The organism is Mesorhizobium sp. M6A.T.Ce.TU.016.01.1.1 (assembly GCF_003997065.1).
Lineage (GTDB): Bacteria > Pseudomonadota > Alphaproteobacteria > Rhizobiales > Rhizobiaceae > Mesorhizobium > Mesorhizobium mediterraneum.
In genome coordinates this window covers 80,688-99,408 of record NZ_RZTJ01000003.1, presented here as the reverse complement: position 1 = coordinate 99,408, position 18,721 = coordinate 80,688, and the positions used below count along the sequence as shown (strand labels likewise).

General features: G+C 59.8%; 12 protein-coding genes. 10 read left to right on the top strand and 2 right to left on the bottom strand.

The window, feature by feature from the left end; genetic code table 11:
* Positions 1-170 precede the first annotated feature (170 nt).
* From EOC94_RS06670 to EOC94_RS06650, 5 genes are all read left to right on the top strand, one after another.
* A complete protein-coding gene (locus tag EOC94_RS06670; RefSeq protein WP_095483613.1) occupies positions 171-1,016 on the top strand; it encodes a hypothetical protein in 846 nt (281 codons plus the stop codon).
* Between the two features lie 48 nt (positions 1,017-1,064).
* Complete coding sequence (locus EOC94_RS06665) at positions 1,065-1,589, top strand: GNAT family N-acetyltransferase (RefSeq protein WP_127289322.1); 525 nt, start codon at positions 1,065-1,067, stop codon at positions 1,587-1,589.
* A gap of 203 nt (positions 1,590-1,792) precedes the next feature.
* Positions 1,793-3,178 carry a hypothetical protein gene (locus tag EOC94_RS06660; RefSeq protein ID WP_127289320.1) on the top strand — a complete coding sequence of 462 codons (1,386 nt, stop codon included), beginning with the start codon at positions 1,793-1,795 and terminating at the stop codon, positions 3,176-3,178.
* A gap of 291 nt (positions 3,179-3,469) precedes the next feature.
* Positions 3,470-6,769 carry an adenylate/guanylate cyclase domain-containing protein gene (locus EOC94_RS06655; protein ID WP_127289318.1) on the top strand — a complete coding sequence of 1,100 codons (3,300 nt, stop codon included), beginning with the start codon at positions 3,470-3,472 and terminating at the stop codon, positions 6,767-6,769.
* Between the two features lie 18 nt (positions 6,770-6,787).
* The gene (locus tag EOC94_RS06650) at positions 6,788-7,468 is read left to right on the top strand and encodes a redoxin domain-containing protein (RefSeq protein ID WP_095483609.1); all 681 of its coding nucleotides are present in this window, start codon (positions 6,788-6,790) and stop codon (positions 7,466-7,468) included.
* Between the two features lie 49 nt (positions 7,469-7,517).
* Here EOC94_RS06650 and EOC94_RS06645 read toward each other — a convergent pair whose 3' ends face one another.
* Positions 7,518-10,379 (bottom strand): trifunctional glycosyltransferase/class I SAM-dependent methyltransferase/polysaccharide deacetylase, encoded by a 2,862-nt coding sequence (locus tag EOC94_RS06645; RefSeq protein WP_127289316.1) that lies wholly within the window; start codon positions 10,377-10,379, stop codon positions 7,518-7,520.
* Between the two features lie 909 nt (positions 10,380-11,288).
* On the opposite strand from EOC94_RS06645, the gene EOC94_RS06635 reads away from it, so the two are divergent.
* The 4 genes from EOC94_RS06635 to EOC94_RS06620 are packed head-to-tail and all read left to right on the top strand — an operon-like array spanning position 11,289 to position 16,197.
* On the top strand, positions 11,289-11,954 hold the full coding sequence (locus EOC94_RS06635; RefSeq protein WP_095483607.1) for a hypothetical protein: 666 nt from the start codon (positions 11,289-11,291) through the stop codon (positions 11,952-11,954).
* Positions 11,955-11,961: 7 nt separating this feature from the next.
* Positions 11,962-14,616 carry an OmpA family protein gene (locus EOC94_RS06630; RefSeq protein WP_127289314.1) on the top strand — a complete coding sequence of 885 codons (2,655 nt, stop codon included), beginning with the start codon at positions 11,962-11,964 and terminating at the stop codon, positions 14,614-14,616.
* 15 nt (positions 14,617-14,631) lie between these two features.
* The gene (locus EOC94_RS06625) at positions 14,632-15,123 is read left to right on the top strand and encodes a Rab family GTPase (protein ID WP_245465512.1); all 492 of its coding nucleotides are present in this window, start codon (positions 14,632-14,634) and stop codon (positions 15,121-15,123) included.
* A 3-nt stretch (positions 15,124-15,126) separates the two neighbouring features.
* A complete protein-coding gene (locus tag EOC94_RS06620) occupies positions 15,127-16,197 on the top strand; it encodes an adenylate/guanylate cyclase domain-containing protein (RefSeq protein ID WP_127289310.1) in 1,071 nt (356 codons plus the stop codon).
* A 511-nt stretch (positions 16,198-16,708) separates the two neighbouring features.
* Here the strand turns inward: EOC94_RS06620 and EOC94_RS06615 are convergent.
* Positions 16,709-17,605: a LysR family transcriptional regulator gene (locus EOC94_RS06615; protein WP_127289308.1), complete on the bottom strand. Its 897-nt coding sequence runs from the start codon at positions 17,603-17,605 to the stop codon at positions 16,709-16,711.
* Between the two features lie 268 nt (positions 17,606-17,873).
* On the opposite strand from EOC94_RS06615, the gene EOC94_RS06610 reads away from it, so the two are divergent.
* Positions 17,874-18,608: an SDR family oxidoreductase gene (locus tag EOC94_RS06610; protein ID WP_127289306.1), complete on the top strand. Its 735-nt coding sequence runs from the start codon at positions 17,874-17,876 to the stop codon at positions 18,606-18,608.
* Positions 18,609-18,721: the final 113 nt, after the last annotated feature.

Below are 18,721 nucleotides of genomic sequence, written 5' to 3'. Positions count from 1 at the left end.
TGGCCGGACCGGTTTTCGGTCCGAGCGCTCCATCTTACTTCGAAACGGACCGTACGGCCATTCGAATGGATAAGCCGGTGACAGTTCAATTTCCATTCGGGCGGATTTTCACCGGCCGCAAGCGGCACTATGATGGGTCCATGAGGCATTCATCTTTGGGACTTTCTCCCATGCCGACATCCGACAACCCGCCATTTCCCGCGGCCCTGCGCCTTTTCTCGGTGGTGGTCATCATCGTCCTGATCGTAGGCGCCGGCCTGTTCTTCGCGCCGGTGCTGGTCAAGCCGCGCTGGCCTTGGGCCGTCACGCCGTTCAATGCTCGCTTCCTCGGCGGCTTCTACACCGCCGAAATGGTCATGATGGTGGCGTTGCTGGTCTGGAACCGCTGGTCGCCCGGCAGGCTCGTGCTCGTCATGGCCTTCATCTTCACCGTCATCGTGTCGGTGGCTTCGTTCATCAATCTCGGCTATTTCAACTTCGAGCGCAAAGCGCCCTGGCTCTGGTTTTTGGTCTATCTTGCTTCGGTCGCGGTATCCGGGCTGTTCCTGTGGCGGACCAGGGCCCGTCCTTCTGCAAAAGGCGTGATCTTAAACCCCGCATGGCGCGGCTACATGCCGGTGGAATCGGCGATCCTTGGGCTCTATGGAGTCGGCCTGTTGCTGTTTCCCCTGACATTCAGCGGCTTCTGGCCATGGCCGATCGATGCCTTCCACGCTCAGGTCTACAGCGCTATCTTCCTCGCCGGTGCGGGCGGTGTGTATCTCGTCTGGAGAAGCGCGCCGCGCGAGGAACTGCTGGTGCTCGGCTTGGCGCAGTTTCTGGTTGGCCTGCTTGCCATCCTTGGCCTCGTCATCACCGACGCTGCGGTGCACCGGATCGACTGGACGGCGACCGGGACATTGCGCTGGCTCGCCCTTTTCGGCTGGATCGGCATCAGCGGCGTCTTCAAACTCTACGCCGCCTCCCGGTTTTTAGCTCGCAATCGGCATAGGTTGCGGAGACGGCTGGATTTTTAGGTGACGTCCGGTGCATCGTGCCGGGCCGATTGCTTTGCCGGGAGCGCCATGACCAGCACGACCTCGCCATCTTCCGAGAAAATCCAGCCGCAGCTCCGGTCCGTCCGGCTAAGCGATGCGGAGGCGCTTTGCGCTATCTTCAACATGCCGGGGTTCCGCTGGGGCACGCTCAGGATGCCCTTCGAGATGGTGGAGCAGGTGGAGCGGCGCATCGCCAAGTCCGGCCAGGAAACCACCTGGATCGTTGCGGAGTTGGAGGGCAAAGTCGTCGGCCATGGCAGCCTAGTCGTGCAGGGTTCGCCGCGCCGTTCGCATATCGGCGAGATCAATATCGGCCTTGACGATGCCTTTGTCGGCAAGGGCATCGGCTCTGCCATACTTGGCGCGCTGCTTGAAGTGGCCGACAACTGGCGCGCCCTGAAGCGGGTCGAATTGACCGTCTATGCCGACAACGAACCGGCCGTCCGTCTCTACACAAGCCACGGCTTCGAGGTCGAAGGCCGGCATGTGAAGGCCGGTTTTACCGACGGGCAGTACCACGACCTGCTGAGCATGGCCCGGCTGCGGTTCTGAGATCCGCTGCTTGGCCTTAACTGTTTGGCCAATCTAACAATTCGTGCCGGCGAACAGGTGATTGCTCATGGAGAGTTCCGTAGGATACGGTCAATTTCGTCTCACACCATTTTGATCGAGTTGACAGTCTACGTGTGGGCCGGCTGCATCCAGCAAGTCTGGTCTCCCTTGGCGTTTGCGCCGCAAGTGGCTAGACGGGACCAATGACCGCTGTCTTTGACCCAACCCCTACGCCTCCGGTGGAAATTCTGGCAGTGCTGTCGCTGCTCTGCCCGGAAGTTGTGCGTGACATAGAGCAGAACTGGAATGCACCGGTTTCCGATTATGCCCGCCATCTGTGGCGGCCGGTGGCAAGGCCTGCATCGGGCCCGGCGATCGCTGCCCGCTCGATCCTGCGCGAAGTCCTGCGTCAGCGCCTTGGGGTGATCATGCAGCCTGAAGAGATCGGCAAGGCCCTCGAAGAGTTCGAGCACAGACCGGTGATTCAGTCCGGCCTGCACTGCCTGCTTCTGATGGACCGGATCACCTTCGATGCCCTCCTGCTTGCCTGGCTCGGCGCGGTCGAAAACGGGCTCTCGGCCTTCTTCAGCTTCATGGGAACGACGATGACCATGGAGACAATTGGCCGGGAGGGGCCGGGATGGCTCGATGTCGGTGACGACAAGGTCAACCTGTTTGGCATGGGGCGCCACAAACTGTGCCGCAAAAGCGCCTGCGTGGTCGGTCCCGTCACCCTCAACAAGCGCGCGCTCGAAGCGGTGGGCGACGAAACGGATGCCAGCCGCTGGCTGGGCACACTGCTTGCCAGCCAGGACAAGGTGTTTGGAACCGCCGCCGATGCGCTGACAGCCCTCAACGAGGATCTGGTCGCCGATTGGGATCGTTCCGGCATGGCCCTGCCGGTTTTCATCGATGATCGGCTCGCCGCGGCTGCGGTGGCGCGGCATCTAGAACATGATGGCAGCCTTCTTTCCGGGCTGCTCATTGAGCCCGCAAGGCGCCAGCGTCTGGAATGTGCCTTGCAAGCGGCCGCATCGAGCCCATTTGGCAGATTCCTGCCCAATGCCACGGCCTATTTCTGGGGCATCCGCGAGGAGCGCGTGCGCAAGCTCGTCCTCGAGAACGGGCACCTGATCGAGCCTGACAGGCCGAATGGTCTTTCCATCCCGTTCGAGCGGCCGCATCTCAGGCAGGCGCTGCTGGACGGCGTGCTGCTGCCGAACTTGTTCCTGATGTTCCTCGTCCTTGCCATATTGCCGCGCGTGCGGGTTGTGGGCGGCCTGAGACAGATTGGTTATGTAGCGCTTTTCCACTCTATCCTGCTGGCTGCGCTAGATGAAAACTCGCCGGAAGAGCGCGATCTGGCTGCGGAGCTGCAGGTTCGGGAAAATGCCTGGGGCATGCGGGTCATCGATGAAAAGATCTCGGTCCGCGAGCAGCTTGCCGGCCTACCGGAAGGGGCGCTCTTCCCGAACCTGCTCCGGCAATACCGCTTGCGGACACTTGCCGAGACGACCGACGACCTGAAACTGGTTCGCGAAAACGCCCGATGGCGCAAGATCGGCCAGGCAGAGATCAAGGCGAGCTGAGCCTCGCTTCAGGTTGATTTTCTGGTCCGCAACCCCAAGCGACGGCGATCTATGGGTGAGCCTCTGGTGTCTGATCCGGCCGCTTCCTTGACGCTGATGCCTTTCGGGATTTCGACGACGGCTTCCGCCTTGATCGGCAGCGCTCTGCCACCGGACCCACACTGACCGTTCGATGCCCATTTGCGCTGCCGCTTGCTGGTCGACGGTTATCGGTTCATCCTTGTGAAATACCCTGGCCGTGAAGTGCGTAGTGAGATCACGCCGGCACGGCCCCTAGTGAGGTCTTGTCCTATGGACTGCTCGGGCTGCGGTTTCGAGGTTGAGGGCGGTTACGCTTTCTGTCCGAGGTGTGGCAGGCGCCAGCCCGTGCCATGCGCCAGTTGCGGCTACCCCTGCGCACCTGATTTCGAGTTCTGTCCGAAATGCGGGGCAAGCGTCGGTGCGCCCGCAAAAACCGTCGAACGGCCTGCTCCGACACCAAGCCGGACCGTTGTGCCGCCTTCTCGAACTCCGTCGCTGCTTCCGAACATCGAAAGCGAAGATGGGCTGCATCCCGTCTCTGACGCCGATCGCCGGACGGTAACAGTCCTGTTCGCCGACCTTTGCGGCTTCACGACACTCAGCGAGCAGCTCGACCCCGAGGTCATGCAAGCGCTGCAGAACGAACTGTTCAAGGAATGGACGGCGGCCGTGCGAAACTTTGGTGGTTTCGTCGACAAATTCATCGGCGATGCACTGCTCGCCTTGTTCGGTGCGCCGGTTGCGCATGAGGACGATCCGGAACGTGCGCTTCGCGCCGCTCTCGACATGATCGCCCGGACGGCGCGGCTCGGCGAAAGCACCCCCCACTCCGGCTCGCCTCTGTTACTCCACATCGGCATAAACACTGGTCCGGTCGTTACTGGTGGATTGGGCATCGGCACCGCCAAATCCTATTCGGTGACCGGCGACACAGTGAATACGGCGCAACGCCTGCAATCGCTGGCCGCACCGGGTGAGGTGCTGGTAGGCGAGCTCACTCACAGGCTGACCCGGCATGCCTTCTCTTACGAGCCGCTGGGTGATGTCGTGTTTCGTGGCAAGGCTGGCAGTGTGCTCGTCCATCGACTGGATGCACCGCTTGCGGCGCCGCGTGCAGCGCGTGGGCTCGAGGCGCTCGGCCTCAGTGCGCCGATAATAGGTCGTGGTGCGGAGCTCAATAGAATGCTGGCGAGCCTTGACCAGGCCTGCGGCGGCTCGGCCCAACTTGTCCGCCTCGTCGGAGAAGCCGGTATCGGGAAATCGCGGCTGGTGAAGGAGTTCGTCGCCCGCGTCGGCGACGACGATCGTTTTCGCAACGTCGCCGTGCGGCTGGCCACCTGCTCACCGCTGGGCGAACAATCATTTGGCGCCTTGGGCGCAGTGGTGCGCAGCGCTGCCGGGATGATGCAAAATGACAGTGGGGACGAAGTGCGGGGGAAGCTCGCAGGCTTGCTTACCGATCTCGGCCTACAGGGCGAGGAGGCGAAGCGGCTGATGCCTTTGCTCTACCATGTGCTCGGCCTTGGCGACCCGGACGCCACCTTGCAGCATGTCGAGCCCGAGCAGTTGCGGCGGCAAATTCTCTACGCAGTCCGCACAATCATCGAACGGCGGCTTGCGTTGTCGCCGCTGTTAATTGTCGTCGAAGACCTGCACTGGGCCGACGCCGTGTCGCTCGAGGCACTACGTTTCGTGATGGATCGGTTGGAACGCACGCGGTTGATGTTGCTGGTCACGCATCGTCCGGCGCCGGACAACGGCCAGCTCGACTCTAGTCGGGTCAGTCACACAGCGCTCAGGCTTTCGCCGCTCAACAATGATGACGGACGCAGCCTGCTGGCGGCGCTTTTCGGCGAGAGCTGGGTAAACTCCGCAGGAGGGCTTCTCGACCAGATCCTCGAGCGCGCGGGCGGCAACCCCCTTTTTGTAGAGGAGATCGTTCGCGGCCTTATCGATCGCGGTGTACTGATGCGCGAGGGCCAGCGATGGCGGACTGTGGCAGGCGAAGTGGCAACCGGCATTCCCGCCACTATCCAGGCAATGTTGCTTGCTCGCGTCGACCGGCTGCCCCAAGAAGTGCGCCGGTTGGCCCAGGAAGCCGCGGTAATCGGCCCGCGCTTCGATGCCACACTTCTGAAAGCCGTGACAGCCGACCCCGGTCGGCTAGAAGCCGGCTGCGAACTGCTTTGCGATGCGGAAATCATCGAGGAAGTTGCCGGATCAGGCTCGGTCTCGTCGCAAAGCTACCGCTTTACGCAAACATTGCTGCAGGACGTGATCTACCAGAATCTGCTCCTGCAACGCCGGACCGACATCCATGGGCGGGTCGGTGCTGCCTTGGAGCAACTGTGCGGCGACAAGCCGGAACGGCTCGAGGATTTGACCGTGCTCGGTCATCATTTCGCACAGAGCGCCGAGCGGGAGAGGGGCGCGCATTACCTGCAGGCGGCGGGCGATCGCGCTCGCATGATATACGCCAACGACGACGCCCTTCGTTTCTACGAGCGAGCACTGGCTGCGTTGGGCGCGATCGGGCAAACACCGCTCAAACTGGCAATTGCAGAGCGCATTGCCGATTTGAGCGGCCCGGTAGGCCGCCGCGAGATCGCGCACCACCACTACGAGACGGTGTTGCAGGCATACCGCGAGTCAGCCGATCGTGTCGCTTCGGCGCGCGTTTTACGCAAGATCGGTCGGCTGCTCTGGGACGTCGGCAAGCGGGACAACGCAGAATCCCGCTATGCTGAAGCGGCAGCGCTCCTCGATGGAGCGGATGCCCCGATCGAGCAGGCGCATCTCTGGCAAGAACGTGGCCGACAGGCGTTCCGTAGCGGAGATCACGCTCTCGCGGCAAAATGGGCAGACGCGGCGCTGGATTGCGTACGCTCTCTGACAACGGAGCATGTCTCCGAGGTAGGGTGTGATGCCACTCTCGTGACCGCCGAGGCACTTAATACCAAGGCTGTCGCGCTGGCTCGCCTTGGGCAAAACCGTGAAGCCGTGCGTCAGGTTGAGCGTAGCATTGAATTGGCCGAAGCCGCCGGTCTACTGGGCGCGGCGTGCCGCGGCTACACCAATCTCGGCGTGCTTTACACGACCATCGATCCGGCACAGGCGATGGAGGTCTGTAGGCGCGGTCTTGAAGTGGCGCGCCATATTGGTGATTTGGGTTTCCAGGCGCGCCTCCTCGCCAATCTGGCGGTCGCTTGTTGTACTTTCACGGATCGCTGTCCAAGGGAGGGCGTGCCTGCTGCCGAGAAGGCCATCGAGATCGACCGGGCGCTCGACCAGCGCGAGCACCTGCCGGTGCCGTTGATCGTGCTTGGGCAGATCCACCAGTGCAACGGCCGTCCGGAACTGGCGATTGGCTTGTTCCACGAAGCACTCGACGTAGCCCGCGAAACGGGCGAGCCCCAACTGCTGTTTCCGTGCTATGATGGGCTCGCAACGCTTAATCTCGACCTCGACAATCTGGCCGAGGCCGAACGCTACTTTTCCCTGGCGCAGGGAATATGCGCCCAGCACGGGCTCGACCCGGAAGCGCTTGTGGTGCTGCCTTTTCTCGACTAGCCGGGTTGGAGGTTGGAAATGTCCGCGCGTGCTGACTTGGTGCCGCTTCAACCGGGCGACCGTGCGCCGAACTTGGTTCTCGACGCCATTACCCAGGAAGGCAAGATTGCGCTTGACGACTTTCGCGGACAAAAACCGGTGCTGGTCGGCCTGTTTCGAGGTCTGCATTGTGCGTTTTGCCGGCGCCATATCGCCGCCCAGGCGCGGCTTGATCCGGAGCTGCGCGAAAAGGGCGTGGAGAGCCTCACGGTGGTCAACACGCCGATCGAACGGGCGCGTCTCTATTTCCGCTACCACCCGATACCGAATCTGCTCGCGGCCTCCGACCCTGAACGCGCTTCACATCGTGCTTTTGGACTGCCCAATCTCGAATTCACCCAAAACGAGACGAAATGGCCGTACAAGGTCTCGATGGCAGCGGTAATGGATATGCGGGTCGACATACCAAGCGAGTTGCCCGGTCCTATGGATCCTCTTGCGGCCGGCGAAATCCTCGACAAGAAGGACAATTACGAAATGACCGAAGCCGACGAGCAGATGATGGCAACGGGACACGGACAACTGGTCGGTCAGTTCCTGCTGGACCGGCAGGGGATCGTCCGCTGGAGCTTCACGGAGGTTCCAGAGGGTGGGCGATACATGTTTGGGGCGCCAAACCCGCAGGAGCTGATGTCAGCCGTGTCCCAAGTCGCCCAATAGATTTGCGAACGAGGTAAACGAGCGGGACACTGAAATGACACTGACAAGTTCACCGCTCTTCGAGCACAGCCTCGACAATGGCAACAAAGTCATCGAGTGAGCGGTCTCCGCGAATCTCGATGCGCGGAAGGTCGATGGGATCGCAGTCGAGGCCCGCCGGCCCGTGTCTGCCGCCGAAGCCGATTCGATAGCCGCACTCCTTGGCCAGCCTGCCAAGCCGTCGGTCAGTGACAGAGAAGGGTGCCGCGAACGCCGTGGTTGGCCGACCGGTCCACCGTTCGATAAACATACGAGAGCGCAGGAGCTCAGCGGCTAAGTCAGAACTCGACAGACCATCGATTGCGCGATGCGTCGCCAGATGGCTTCCGAAGAACGCACCTTCGGCGGAGAGGCGCCGCACCGTCCCGGCGTCCATAAGCTGCGTCGGCGGACCGGTATAGGCGTCCCACTGTGCACTTTCACCCACCAAGTCCGTCACCAGGAACACTTCCGCGGTCAGGTCGTTCGTGCGCAAGGTCGGCCAGGCGTGGTCAGCAAAGTTCTGGAAGCCGTCATCGAAGGTGATGAGCACTGGGCGACCAACGAAAGGGCGACGGTTGGCGATGAACTCTTCCAACTGCTCAGACCCAATCGCGTGAAAGCCATTGGAGCGCAGCCATGCCATCTGGCTGCCGAATGCGGCGGGCGTGAGCCGAAAACGGGCGAGAGCGGCCGGACCATCATCGGAGACGCTGTGATACATGAGGACAGGAATACGCTGCCGCCGCTCGCTACGCGCAACGTCGCGGCGCAAGGCCCGCGCGCCGCCCCAGACGATATTTCGCGCGACCCCGATTTCGATGCGCGCGCGGATTGGCACATGATCTATCATCGGTTCCGTAGCCACGTCGTCGGGTGACAGGCGGCGGAAGCGGTCTATGCGATAGAGCTCGGTCTGGATCGATTGCTCCAAGACGAGGCCTTCAGTCGCTGCCAGCGTCTCCGAGATCGCTTGTGCACCGAATGTGTTCCAGTCGAAGCCCGTCCTTTCAACATTGTCACGCAGCACGAATGCGTGTGCGCTGATGAAACTGCCGCCAGGCGCCAACGCCTCTGCGAATTTTTTGGCGATGCGCCGCAACTCGGCCAGATCATCCAGATAGTAAAGCACTTCCGAACAGAAGATCAGATCCATCTCACCCGGCAGCGTGTCGGCAGAGAAATCCAGTACGCCGAATTCAATATTCGGCTGATCGCCGCATCGCGCGCGGGCCCGTTCGATGGCTATGGCGGAGATGTCGGTTGCGGTCAAATGGCCCACTCGCGGCGCCAGCTGCCGCGTGAAATGGCCCTCCGCGCAGGCCAGCTCAAGCGCCCGTTCGATGGGACCGGCAGGCAGAATTTCGAGTTGCCGCTGATATTTTTCCTGCTCATAGGGCGAACCGTAGTTCCAGGGATCCTCGGTCGCGAAATAGCCATTCCAGAACGACGTGCGATCCTTGTCGTGCCTGACCCGTGCGCGGCGCGGCGCCGCGGGAGGCTCCGCAGGTTCGGCGCTCGACCTAACCAGCTCCCGCGCTTCCTCGGCCAATTGGGCGAGTCTGCCGAAGTGACTGTCCGGATCGGACCGGCGTTCAAGCCGCTCAGGGGGCACGACATTCAGGAGCAATTCAATCCAATGACGCCTTGTCACTGTCCCGAGCACGCCGAATTGCACGACAGCCTCGATCTGGCCATCCATCATCAGATAGGCATAGATTTGATCGATTCCTTGCGGAATTTCGGTCGAGGCCGGATTTCGACCGTCGACGCGAATTCCAAGTGTCCGCGCCAGCCTGCGCGGCGCGGCAAGATCGTCGACGTCGAGAAGCATTTGCTCAAGGTGATACTGGACGCGGCGACCCGCGACGGGGTTGTCCCAGAGCTTGCCGAGTTCGATGATCAACTCGGTGAAGGAGCCGCCGAACCTGTCCCACCTGGCAGCCAATTGCGCTGGCACCGATAAGCTTCCTACCATAAGGCCATCGAAGGCCACCTTGGCGATCTCACGCGCCCACTTACGTCCTGCCGGGAGCGCGCGCAGCGACTGCGGGTTGATCGAGCGTGAGCCGCAGCCGCAATCCGACGCGGCGTTCCACAACGCGAACCACGCGAGTGCCTCGGAAGCGGTGTGGCCGCTCGCCTCGATCGCTCCATTGGCGTGTGCTGATGCTGGGTGTTTGACCCTGGGATCAGGAGAAAAGCCGCGGGTGATCACGATTTCCGCATCTACCAGCATCTGCGCCGAATTGCGGCTGAGCGAGTTGGGGCTGGCTCGATAGAAAGCGAGCGGCTCGTCGACCATCACCCAATTTTTGCCTAGACGCGCGAGGCGCTGCCACAGATCCCAGTCCTCGCAGGTGCGCAGCGACACATCGAAACTGCCCAACTCGACAATTGTCTCCCGGTCGACAAGCAGCGCGTGAGTGCGGATGGCACACCGACGGGCGAGTGTTTCGAAGGGCTGGGTCGCAACCTCCGTCGAGATGCTCGGCGGGGTGAGTTCGCCATCGGGCATCACGCGCCGAGAACCGCAATAGGCCGCCACTGCATCGGGAGCTGTTTTCAGCGCGGCCAGCATTTTCGCAAGGAAGCTGGCATCCACCCAATCGTCCGCATCCAGAAACATCAGCCAATGGCCGCGCGCTGTCGAAATCCCGCTATTGCGCGCGCCGGCGGCGCTATACGCGCAAGAGTTCAATGTCCGAAATCGGGCATCGCGCTCCACATAACCGGCGATGATCGCGGAGGTGCGGTCAGTGGAGGCGTCGTCGATGATGATCGCCTCCCAATCCACTATTTCCTGATCGAGAAGGCAATCGAGTGCGCGCGCCAGCGTTGCCTCCGCGTTGTGCGCAGGAACCACGATTGAAACCAAGGGATTATGCGCCACGCCGTCTTACCCGCGCCGAAGATACAACGAGAGTCCCGAAACATAGCCGGCGATTTCTTGCCAAAGGGAACGGTCCTCAGGCACGCTGCGTCCAAACAGTCTCCTGCGAACTCTTCCGAGCCGCCGCGACGCCGCCATTTGGCTGCAGAGCGAGCTTGCTCCTGTCGTGCTACTGATGTTGGAAGCCTGGCGCAGCATTCGCATCCGTGCCGCCGAGCTTGGGCGCCAGCTGTCGCAGATGCACGTCAAAGCAAGCACGCCGCATACTCATGTCGATCCCCGGAATCGGCGCCATGACCAAAAGCTGCGGTCCCTGGCGCCGTACGACTGCAATAGCTATGGCAAACTGACGTCCTTTGCAATCGGGGGGCGCATTAAAGCAAGCCACTGAAGCCTTGGTGTGAATGACTGCAGTTATCGGGACTACTGCTCCCTTCTTATCGACCGAAATGCCTCGATACCGAGGTGCACTCTCGAACAGCCATTCTCCGTGCGAAGAACACCTTCCTTCTACCGTTGGGGCCGCACCGGAAGCTGGTCATCGCAGTATACAGCCGGACGCGAGGCAATATGTGTACCGCCATGTCATCTAATTTAGATATTTCTAATGAGTCCGCGCTACTTAATTGCACTCCAGTAGCTATAGCCCGATATTGTATTGCTCATTTCGATAGTAGATTTCATCCAATGGTTGATTAGACTAGCCGATTATGGCCTCTATAACAATAGATGCGAAAGCTACACCAGTCGGAACTCGTTTATTTGCTGCTAGTCCAAGAGATGTAAAAGGGATGCACGAATTGGTTTAAGCCAAGAAGATTCCGGCTTGCGAGCCGGGTATTTTGCTGACATTCTTATCCGTTTCTGAGTTTCGCACTGTGGCAGTTGTTCAAAAGAAGGGGCATAAGGATGGCCAAGGAATCTTCGAATAGCGCATCTCCAGCAAATAAAGCGGACGTAAATCTAATAGGTAATGCAGACGGAAACGGGCTGGCCTTCATGGCGGCCCAGGCTCGCGAGAGCGGAGGCCCCGGCGACGCTGTAGGTGTCGACAAGATACGTGATCTGCTGTTCGGCAACCAGATGCAGGACTATGACCGCCGTTTTTCCAAGCTTGAAGAACGGTTCTTGCAGCGCTTCAAGGATGTCGAATCCGAGGCCAAGCGCAATCTTGAAATGTACGAGTCAAATGCAAAGAAGCAGGTCGAATCGCTTGCGGGGCAATTGCGAAACGAAAAAGATGCACGAGCCGAGGCCGACAAGGAGATTGACCGGAATCTTCGCGAGCAAAATCAGGCGCTTGAAAAGCAGGTGCGCGCGTTGTCGGATCAATTGAGCGAGCTTGAGCGCGAAGTTGCGGACCGGATAAATCGAAGCGATCAATTGCTGCGTGAGGAAATCAAGCAAAAGAATGAAACCATTCAGATGGTAATGGAGAAAATGTTTTCCGATCTCAGCAACGTCAAGACCGACCGAAATCTTTTGGCTGGCCTGTTTGTCGAGGTTGCAAAATGTCTAAATCAGGATCCCGTCGGCAGCAAGAGCAACTCGGAACGTAGCTGGAAAGTGAGTTGATCGGAACTTGACGTCGACCGTCGACCCAATCAGCCTTCCTCAAGCGGCTTCGAACGATACAGAGATTGATCGCGAGGCTCTGGCTAGTCTTTTGGTCGAAATTGCCCGGAACGTTGATCCGGACTATCGTGCGCGTTTCGACGGAGTTCCAACCGCCGATCCTCGCATGGAAACGCTGCGCCAGTTGCTGGTCGGCCGCGAAATTTCGGAGCTTTCACGAGTTACGCACCTGCTCGACGAACCTGAGCAGCTTGCGTCTGCAGTTGGGGGTGTTCTCCCCAGTGCAGCCGCACGCGCGCCTTATGCGCAACTCGGCGAGGCCCTTGCGCCAGCTGTCGAGAGGGCCGTGCAACGGTCCATCCAGAAGAGCCCGCGCACGCTTACGGATATATTATACCCGGTGTTTCTGCCGGCAATTCGCAAGTCGATCGGGGAAAAGATCGATCAGACCTTTCAGTCGCTGAATGAAACTTTAAGACATATATTTACCTGGCATGGGCTCAAGTGGAGATTTGAAGCTTGGAGAACTGGTGCAAGCTTCTCAGAAGTTGTTCTTAAGCATTCACTTGTCTACCGTGTAGAACATGTCTTTCTCATTAACCGCAATTCCGGGCTTTTGATAGCGCATGTAACTGCCGATAATGCAACTAGCGAAGATCCTCAACTCATTTCTTCGATGCTTAGTGCAATTCAAGATTTTGTGAAAGATTCATTTAACGAGAAAGAACAGAGCGGCCTGGACACTATCCGTTTTGGGGAGCTTCGTCTCTGGTCAGAAGTTGGACCGTTTGCGACGTTGGTTGCGGTGATCCGGGGAAATCCGCCAGAGGAATTACATGAAATAATTCGCGATGTGTTGCTTCGCATCCATGATGAATGCTCACAGGCTTTAGAGCAGTTTGACGGCGACAGTTCGCAGCTGGCCGGCGTAGAGACGCAGTTGCAGACCTGCGTTGAACTGAAGCAGGAGGACTCAAACCAGGGATTTCCGTGGCTGGTGGTGGCTGCAGTCCTGCTGGTTTTGATTCCGGCAGGCGGTTGGTTCTTTCTTTCCTGGCAATCCGGGCAGCGCTGGCAGGCCTATGTGTCGCGGCTGAGTACCCAGCCGGGCATCATCGTTGCCGAACAAAAAATGCGCGATGGCCAATTCTATATTGCCGGCCTGAGAGACCCGCTTGCCGCCGACCCGCAGTCACTGTTGTCCGGAACGCAGGTCGATCCCGCCCGCGTTCATTCACACTGGCAATTCTATCAGAGCCTTGAGCCGGAGTTCGTGCTGAAGCGGCTGACGGCGTCGCTGGCTCCGCTGGATTCAGTACGACTTTCGATCGTCAATGATCGCATCATTGCCGAGGGTGAGGCTCCCGACACCTGGATAGATCGGGCACGCGCAGCGGCCCGACAGCTTTCGGCAGGCGGACCGGTATTCGACATCTCCAAGGTTCGTGATGTGAGCCCCGAAGCACGCGCGGCGGAGCGCTGGCAGGCCTATGTGTCGCGGCTGAGTACCCAGCCGGGCATCATCGTTGCCGAACAAAAGGTGCGCGATGGCCAATTCTATATTGCCGGCCTGAGAGACCCGCTTGCCGCCGACCCGCAGTCGCTGTTGTCCGGAACGCAGGTCGATCCCGCTCGCGTTCATTCGCAGTGGCAATTCTATCAGAGCCTTGAGCCGGAGTTCGTGCTGAAGCGGCTAACGGAGTCGCTGACCCCACCGAAATCAGTTCGACTTTCGATCGTCAATGATCGCATCATTGCCGAGGGTGAGGCTCCCGACACCTGGATAGATCGGGCACGCGCAGCGGCCCGGCAGCTTTCGGCAGGCGGACCGGAATTCGACATCTCCAAGGTTCGTGATGTGAGCCCCGAAGCACGCGCGGCGGAGCACTGGCAGCATTATGTGTCGCGACTTGAGGCCCAAGCGGGGATCATCGTCGCCCAACAAACGGCGAGGGGCGGACATTTCTACATTTCCGGCCTGAGAGACCCGCAAGCCGCCGACCCGCAGGCTCTGCTGTCCGGAACAGGGGTTGATCCGGCTCGCGTTCATTCGCAGTGGCAATTCTATCAGAGCCTTGATCCGAAGTTCGTGGTGAAGCGGCTGATGGCATCGCTGGCCCCGCCGGATTCAGTACGATTTTCGATCATCAAGGATCGCATCGTTCTCGTGGGTGAGGCTCCTGCCGCCTGGATAGATCGGGCGCGGGTCGCCGCCCAACAACTGGCCGCGGACGGACTCTCTCTAGAAATTTCCGAGCTGCGCGAGTTGACCCCTCAGGAACTCACTCGTTTGAGGGAGGCTATCCAAGCGGTCGACATTTTCTTCGATTCTGGCAAGGCTGTACCGGGACCAGAGCAACTGCCAGTTCTCGACAAATTGGCGAATCAGTTGAAGGAATTGGCCAAGGACGCCCGCAAGGCGGGCGTAACAGCACAGTTCATGTTGACTGGCCATTCGGACGCCGTGGGCCGTGAGACGACCAACGCGTCAATCAGCGCCGCCCGCGCCGAGACAGTTCGTGCGCTTCTCAAGAAGCGCGGCGTCGCTCCGGAATCGCTTTTGGTTCGCGGCGCGGGCACCTTTGAGCCGGCGGAGACTGAGAATAGCCGAACCGGGAGCTCCGCCAATCGCAGAGTTTCGGTTACGGTAAACTTCCACTAGGCGGAGCCCAGGATATTGCAAAAGAAGATCTGCATGTTGGGCGGGTTCGCTGTCGGAAAGACGAGTCTGGTTCGCAGGTTTGTGCAAAGCATCTTTTCAGAAACCTACTTGACCACGGTGGGAGTGAAAATCGACAAGAAGAGCGTCGCATTCCCGGACAAAACCGTGGATCTGATTCTGTGGGATTTGGCCGGCGAAGACGATATCGGCTCATTTCGCGTCAGCTATGTGCGAGGTGCGAGTGGGCTCGTGCTTGTCGTCGATGGAACCCGCGCCGCTACACTTGCCGTGGCGCTCACGCTGCGCGAGCGGGCCGAGGCCGAATTCGGCGCTATGCCGTTTGTATTGCTGTTCAACAAATCCGATCTGGCCGATCGGTGGGCAATAACGGATAGTGAGATTGACGAACTGAGGCAACTTGGATGGCAAATCTATCTAACAAGCGCGCTTTCGGGTGAACATGTTGATGATGCATTTCGTCAGCTTGCTTCGATGGTCACCAAATAAACCATGCATGGATTGCCAAGAGAAGTCAGAAACTGGATTTACGATTTCTTCTACAACGAGCACTCTGTCGCATACCTGAAAATTGACGCCCAGCTTTGCATCGCTGCGAAGGGCGGTAGTGTTGAACATTACGGACTCTCATCACTTCGCATTGGTAGGCCTGTTGCCGAGCAACTTGAATTCATGGAAGGCTTGCTGCCTTGCCCGGAGCTGCCATATCATATGGCCATGGTCGAACTGCCCAGCGGGCGTGTCGCGGACCTTCATCTTTTTGCTGACAATGCCTGCGTGTGGCTGCTCTTTCTTGACGCCACCGCCGAACGCGACAATAGGCAGCGGCTTCAACAGAAGGCTTATGAAATGACACTCCTGCAAGAGAGGGAGCGTCAACTCAACGAAAAATTACAATTGGCGAACGAGGCGTTGAGGCAGAGCCAAGAGGGATTGTCGCGTGAATACCAGCGCGCCGAAAGCCTACTCCTCAACATTCTTCCAGCGTCGATCGCGGAGCGGTTAAAAGCGGACGAACAAATTGCAGACAACCACGCTGAGGTGAGTGTGCTTTTTGCCGACATCGTCGGCTTTACGGAAAGAGCGCGGAGCGTCGGAGCCGAGACAACGCTCGCTATTTTAAATTACTTCTTCAAGGCGGCGGATCTGCTCTCGGAACGATACGGCTGCGAAAAGATCAAGACAATTGGCGATTGTGTGATGGTGGTCGCTGGCCTCCCCGTCGCGCGATCCGATCATGCGGAAGCCCTTGCGCACTATGCACTTGAACTGCGGAAGGCGGTTAAGCTCGAGCGCTTCGCAGGAGAACCGCTAAGACTCAGAATTGGAATTCACTCAGGACCAATCGTCGCGGGCGTCATAGGCAAAAGGCGGTTTGCCTACGACCTGTGGGGCGAGACCGTTAATCTCGCAGCACGTATTCAAACGTCCGCGGAGCCCGATGAAATCCGTATTTCGGATGCAACTCACAAACTGCTTGGACCGGATTTTGCTTGCGACCCACTCGCGGAAACGGAATTGCGTGGTACAGGTCGTGTACGAATGTGGCGGCTCCCGGCCTGATTTGCCGCTTGGCAATGCCGACCCTGGAGCGCAGCTTGCTCGATCCATCGGCATCAGAACCGCCGAAATGCGGACGGAACGGAGCTTAAAGTCCGCCGAACCTACGCTATCGCCGCCGATTCCCCCTACTCCCACTCGATTGTTCTGAAGCAGAACGCATTGACCCATCGAGGAAAATCTTTCCGCTGACGATGAAGAACCGTATCCCGGATCCGTCAGAAATTCTCGCTCTTGAATTCAAAGGAGAATTTCGGCGATCCGCGATTTGCTCGGTTTCACAAACTATCGATATCGGTTGGTCTATTCTCCTCGGAGTTCTCCGCAAAAGCGGCGTCTCCAGCCTGGCAAAAAAACCGTCAGCGATGATGAAGTCCGTCGTCCGTCGGTAGTGTGGCCCTCGCGCCGGTTGCGATACGGCGCACCATTCGCGGATTGAACGACGCCGCTTCAAGCGATCGCAGGTCGGCTTCCGACCGGACTACGGCAAGCGTCGCCGGCGACCTGCCGGGCGTCAGTCGCGCGATATGGACAGCCCCGTGAGAAGCGGAGCGTACGCGGCGAGCCTGCGGGATACGAACTCCGTGAAGAGCCGCACGCGCTTCGTCTTGCGTGTTTCCCCCTGTGTGAGAAGCCAGAGCGTTCCGTACATGTGCAGATCTGTGCCCGGCACCCTCACCAGCAGGGGGTCGGCATCTCCGACGAAGCACGGCAGTGTCGTGATCCCGAGGCCCTGCCGTACAGCAACGATCTGCGCGTCGGCGCCCGTAGTCCTGAACGGAACCTCCGTGGTGCGAACCTCACCCTCGCTGGCCCAATCCGGAATTCCATGCATGCTTATGACGATCCACCGGATGGGATCAAGCGCGCCCGCACGCCATGCGGCTAGTCTATCCCGGGACATGTAGACGCCGCCGAACACCTCCGGTCCCTTCAGGCCGTGAAGATTGAGCGGCAGGGTTTTGCGGTCGTAAACGACGCGGATCGCGACATCGGCCTCTCGGTTGGTCAGATTTGCCAGCTCGCCGGACGACACGATTTCCATCTCGATGTCCGGATGCAGAAGCGCGAAATCGGCGAGATCCGGCATGAGCAGATGTGTCGCAAGGGTCGGAGCCAACGTCACCCGCAGAAGCCCGCGCACGCTCTGGTCGCGACCGAAGACGCGCGTCTCCAACTGGTGCGACGACGCTTCCATCTGGTTCGCGAGCTCGAGGACCTCCTCGCCCGCAGCCGTCAGGCGGTAACCCGAAGGCAGCTTTTCGAACATGTGCGCCCCGAGGCGTTCCTCGAGTTGTGCGATGCGTCGCAGCACGGTCGAGTGATTCACCCCGAGGCGCTCGGCGGCAGCCCGCACTGAGCCTCCGCGCGCGACGGCAAGAAAGTAGCGAATGTCATCCCAGTCGATCATGGTGCAATCCGGCACCGCGCGGTGCGCCTTCCAAAGTCTGTATCTAACACATCGAACAGCAATACAGGCGGTCGTCATAGCCTATGTCGACGAGCGCGGCCCAATTGCGAAAAGCGGACACCGATCGTCGCGGCTGGCGTCGGTCGTCCAGCCGGATCGATTTTGCACCACCGATGTGCGCGCTTCCGCACTCAACAACTGACGCCGGCGGACCCATTTCGAGGGTCTCGGAGGCAGATGCTGTCCCGACACCACGACAGGAGAAGTCATGGGAAAGCTCGAGGGTAAGGTTGCAGTCATCACGGGTGGATCGAGCGGCATGGCGCTGGCGAGCGCCAAGCGGTTCGTCGAAGAAGGCGCCTATGTTTTCATCACGGGCCGGAGACAGGAGGCGCTGGACGAGGCCGTCAAGCTGATCGGCCGGAACGTGACCGGCGTGCGCGGCGACGCTGCCAATCTCGACGACCTCGACCGCCTGTTCGATACAGTCAAGCGGGAAAAGGGCAAGATCGACATCCTGTACGCGAGCGCCGGCACGGGCGAAGCCGTCCCACTGGGCGAGATTACCGAGCAGCATTTCGATGCGACCTTCGGGCTGAATTCGCGTGGCACGCTGTTTACGGTTCAGAAGTTGTTGCCGCTGTTCAACGATGGCGGATCGATCTTCATGACCGGGTCAGTTGCTTCGATCAAAGGTTTTCCTGGTTACAGCGTGTATGCGGCGAGCAAGGCGGCGCTGCACGCATTCGCACGCGGGTGGCTCAACGAGCTCAAGGGCAGGAATATCCGGGTGAACGTGCTGCACCCGGGGCCGATCGCCACACCGATGCAGGACCAAGTTCTCACCGAGGAGGCGAAGCAGATGTTCGAATCCCTGATCCCGCGGGGAAAGATGGGTCGTCCTGAGGAAATTGCGGCGGTCGCGCTGTTTCTTGCTTCAGACGATTCGAGCTTCGTGAACGGGGTGGAGTTGTCTGTCGACGGCGGCTTCTCGGCTATCTGAAATCGCGCCGGATCGCGGGAGGCGGCTGACCGGCGGGAACTAGCGTGTCCATGGTTCACGACGCGACGTCTACGCAAAGGTCGCCACACAGCAGAACGGATAACCCAGCGCCG

Excerpts from the sequence above, each read along its gene's own strand:
- EOC94_RS06615 (WP_127289308.1), bottom strand. The coding sequence starts at position 17,605 with ATGATCGACTGGGATGACATTCGCTACTTTCTTGCCGTCGCGCGCGGA.
- EOC94_RS06635 (WP_095483607.1), top strand. The coding sequence starts at position 11,289 with ATGGCCAAGGAATCTTCGAATAGCGCATCTCCAGCAAATAAAGCGGAC.
- EOC94_RS06665 (WP_127289322.1), top strand. The coding sequence starts at position 1,065 with ATGACCAGCACGACCTCGCCATCTTCCGAGAAAATCCAGCCGCAGCTC.
- EOC94_RS06670 (WP_095483613.1), top strand. The coding sequence starts at position 171 with ATGCCGACATCCGACAACCCGCCATTTCCCGCGGCCCTGCGCCTTTTC.
- EOC94_RS06660 (WP_127289320.1), top strand. The coding sequence starts at position 1,793 with ATGACCGCTGTCTTTGACCCAACCCCTACGCCTCCGGTGGAAATTCTG.
- EOC94_RS06620 (WP_127289310.1), top strand. The coding sequence starts at position 15,127 with ATGCATGGATTGCCAAGAGAAGTCAGAAACTGGATTTACGATTTCTTC.
- EOC94_RS06650 (WP_095483609.1), top strand. The coding sequence starts at position 6,788 with ATGTCCGCGCGTGCTGACTTGGTGCCGCTTCAACCGGGCGACCGTGCG.
- EOC94_RS06610 (WP_127289306.1), top strand. The coding sequence starts at position 17,874 with ATGGGAAAGCTCGAGGGTAAGGTTGCAGTCATCACGGGTGGATCGAGC.
- EOC94_RS06655 (WP_127289318.1), top strand. The coding sequence starts at position 3,470 with ATGGACTGCTCGGGCTGCGGTTTCGAGGTTGAGGGCGGTTACGCTTTC.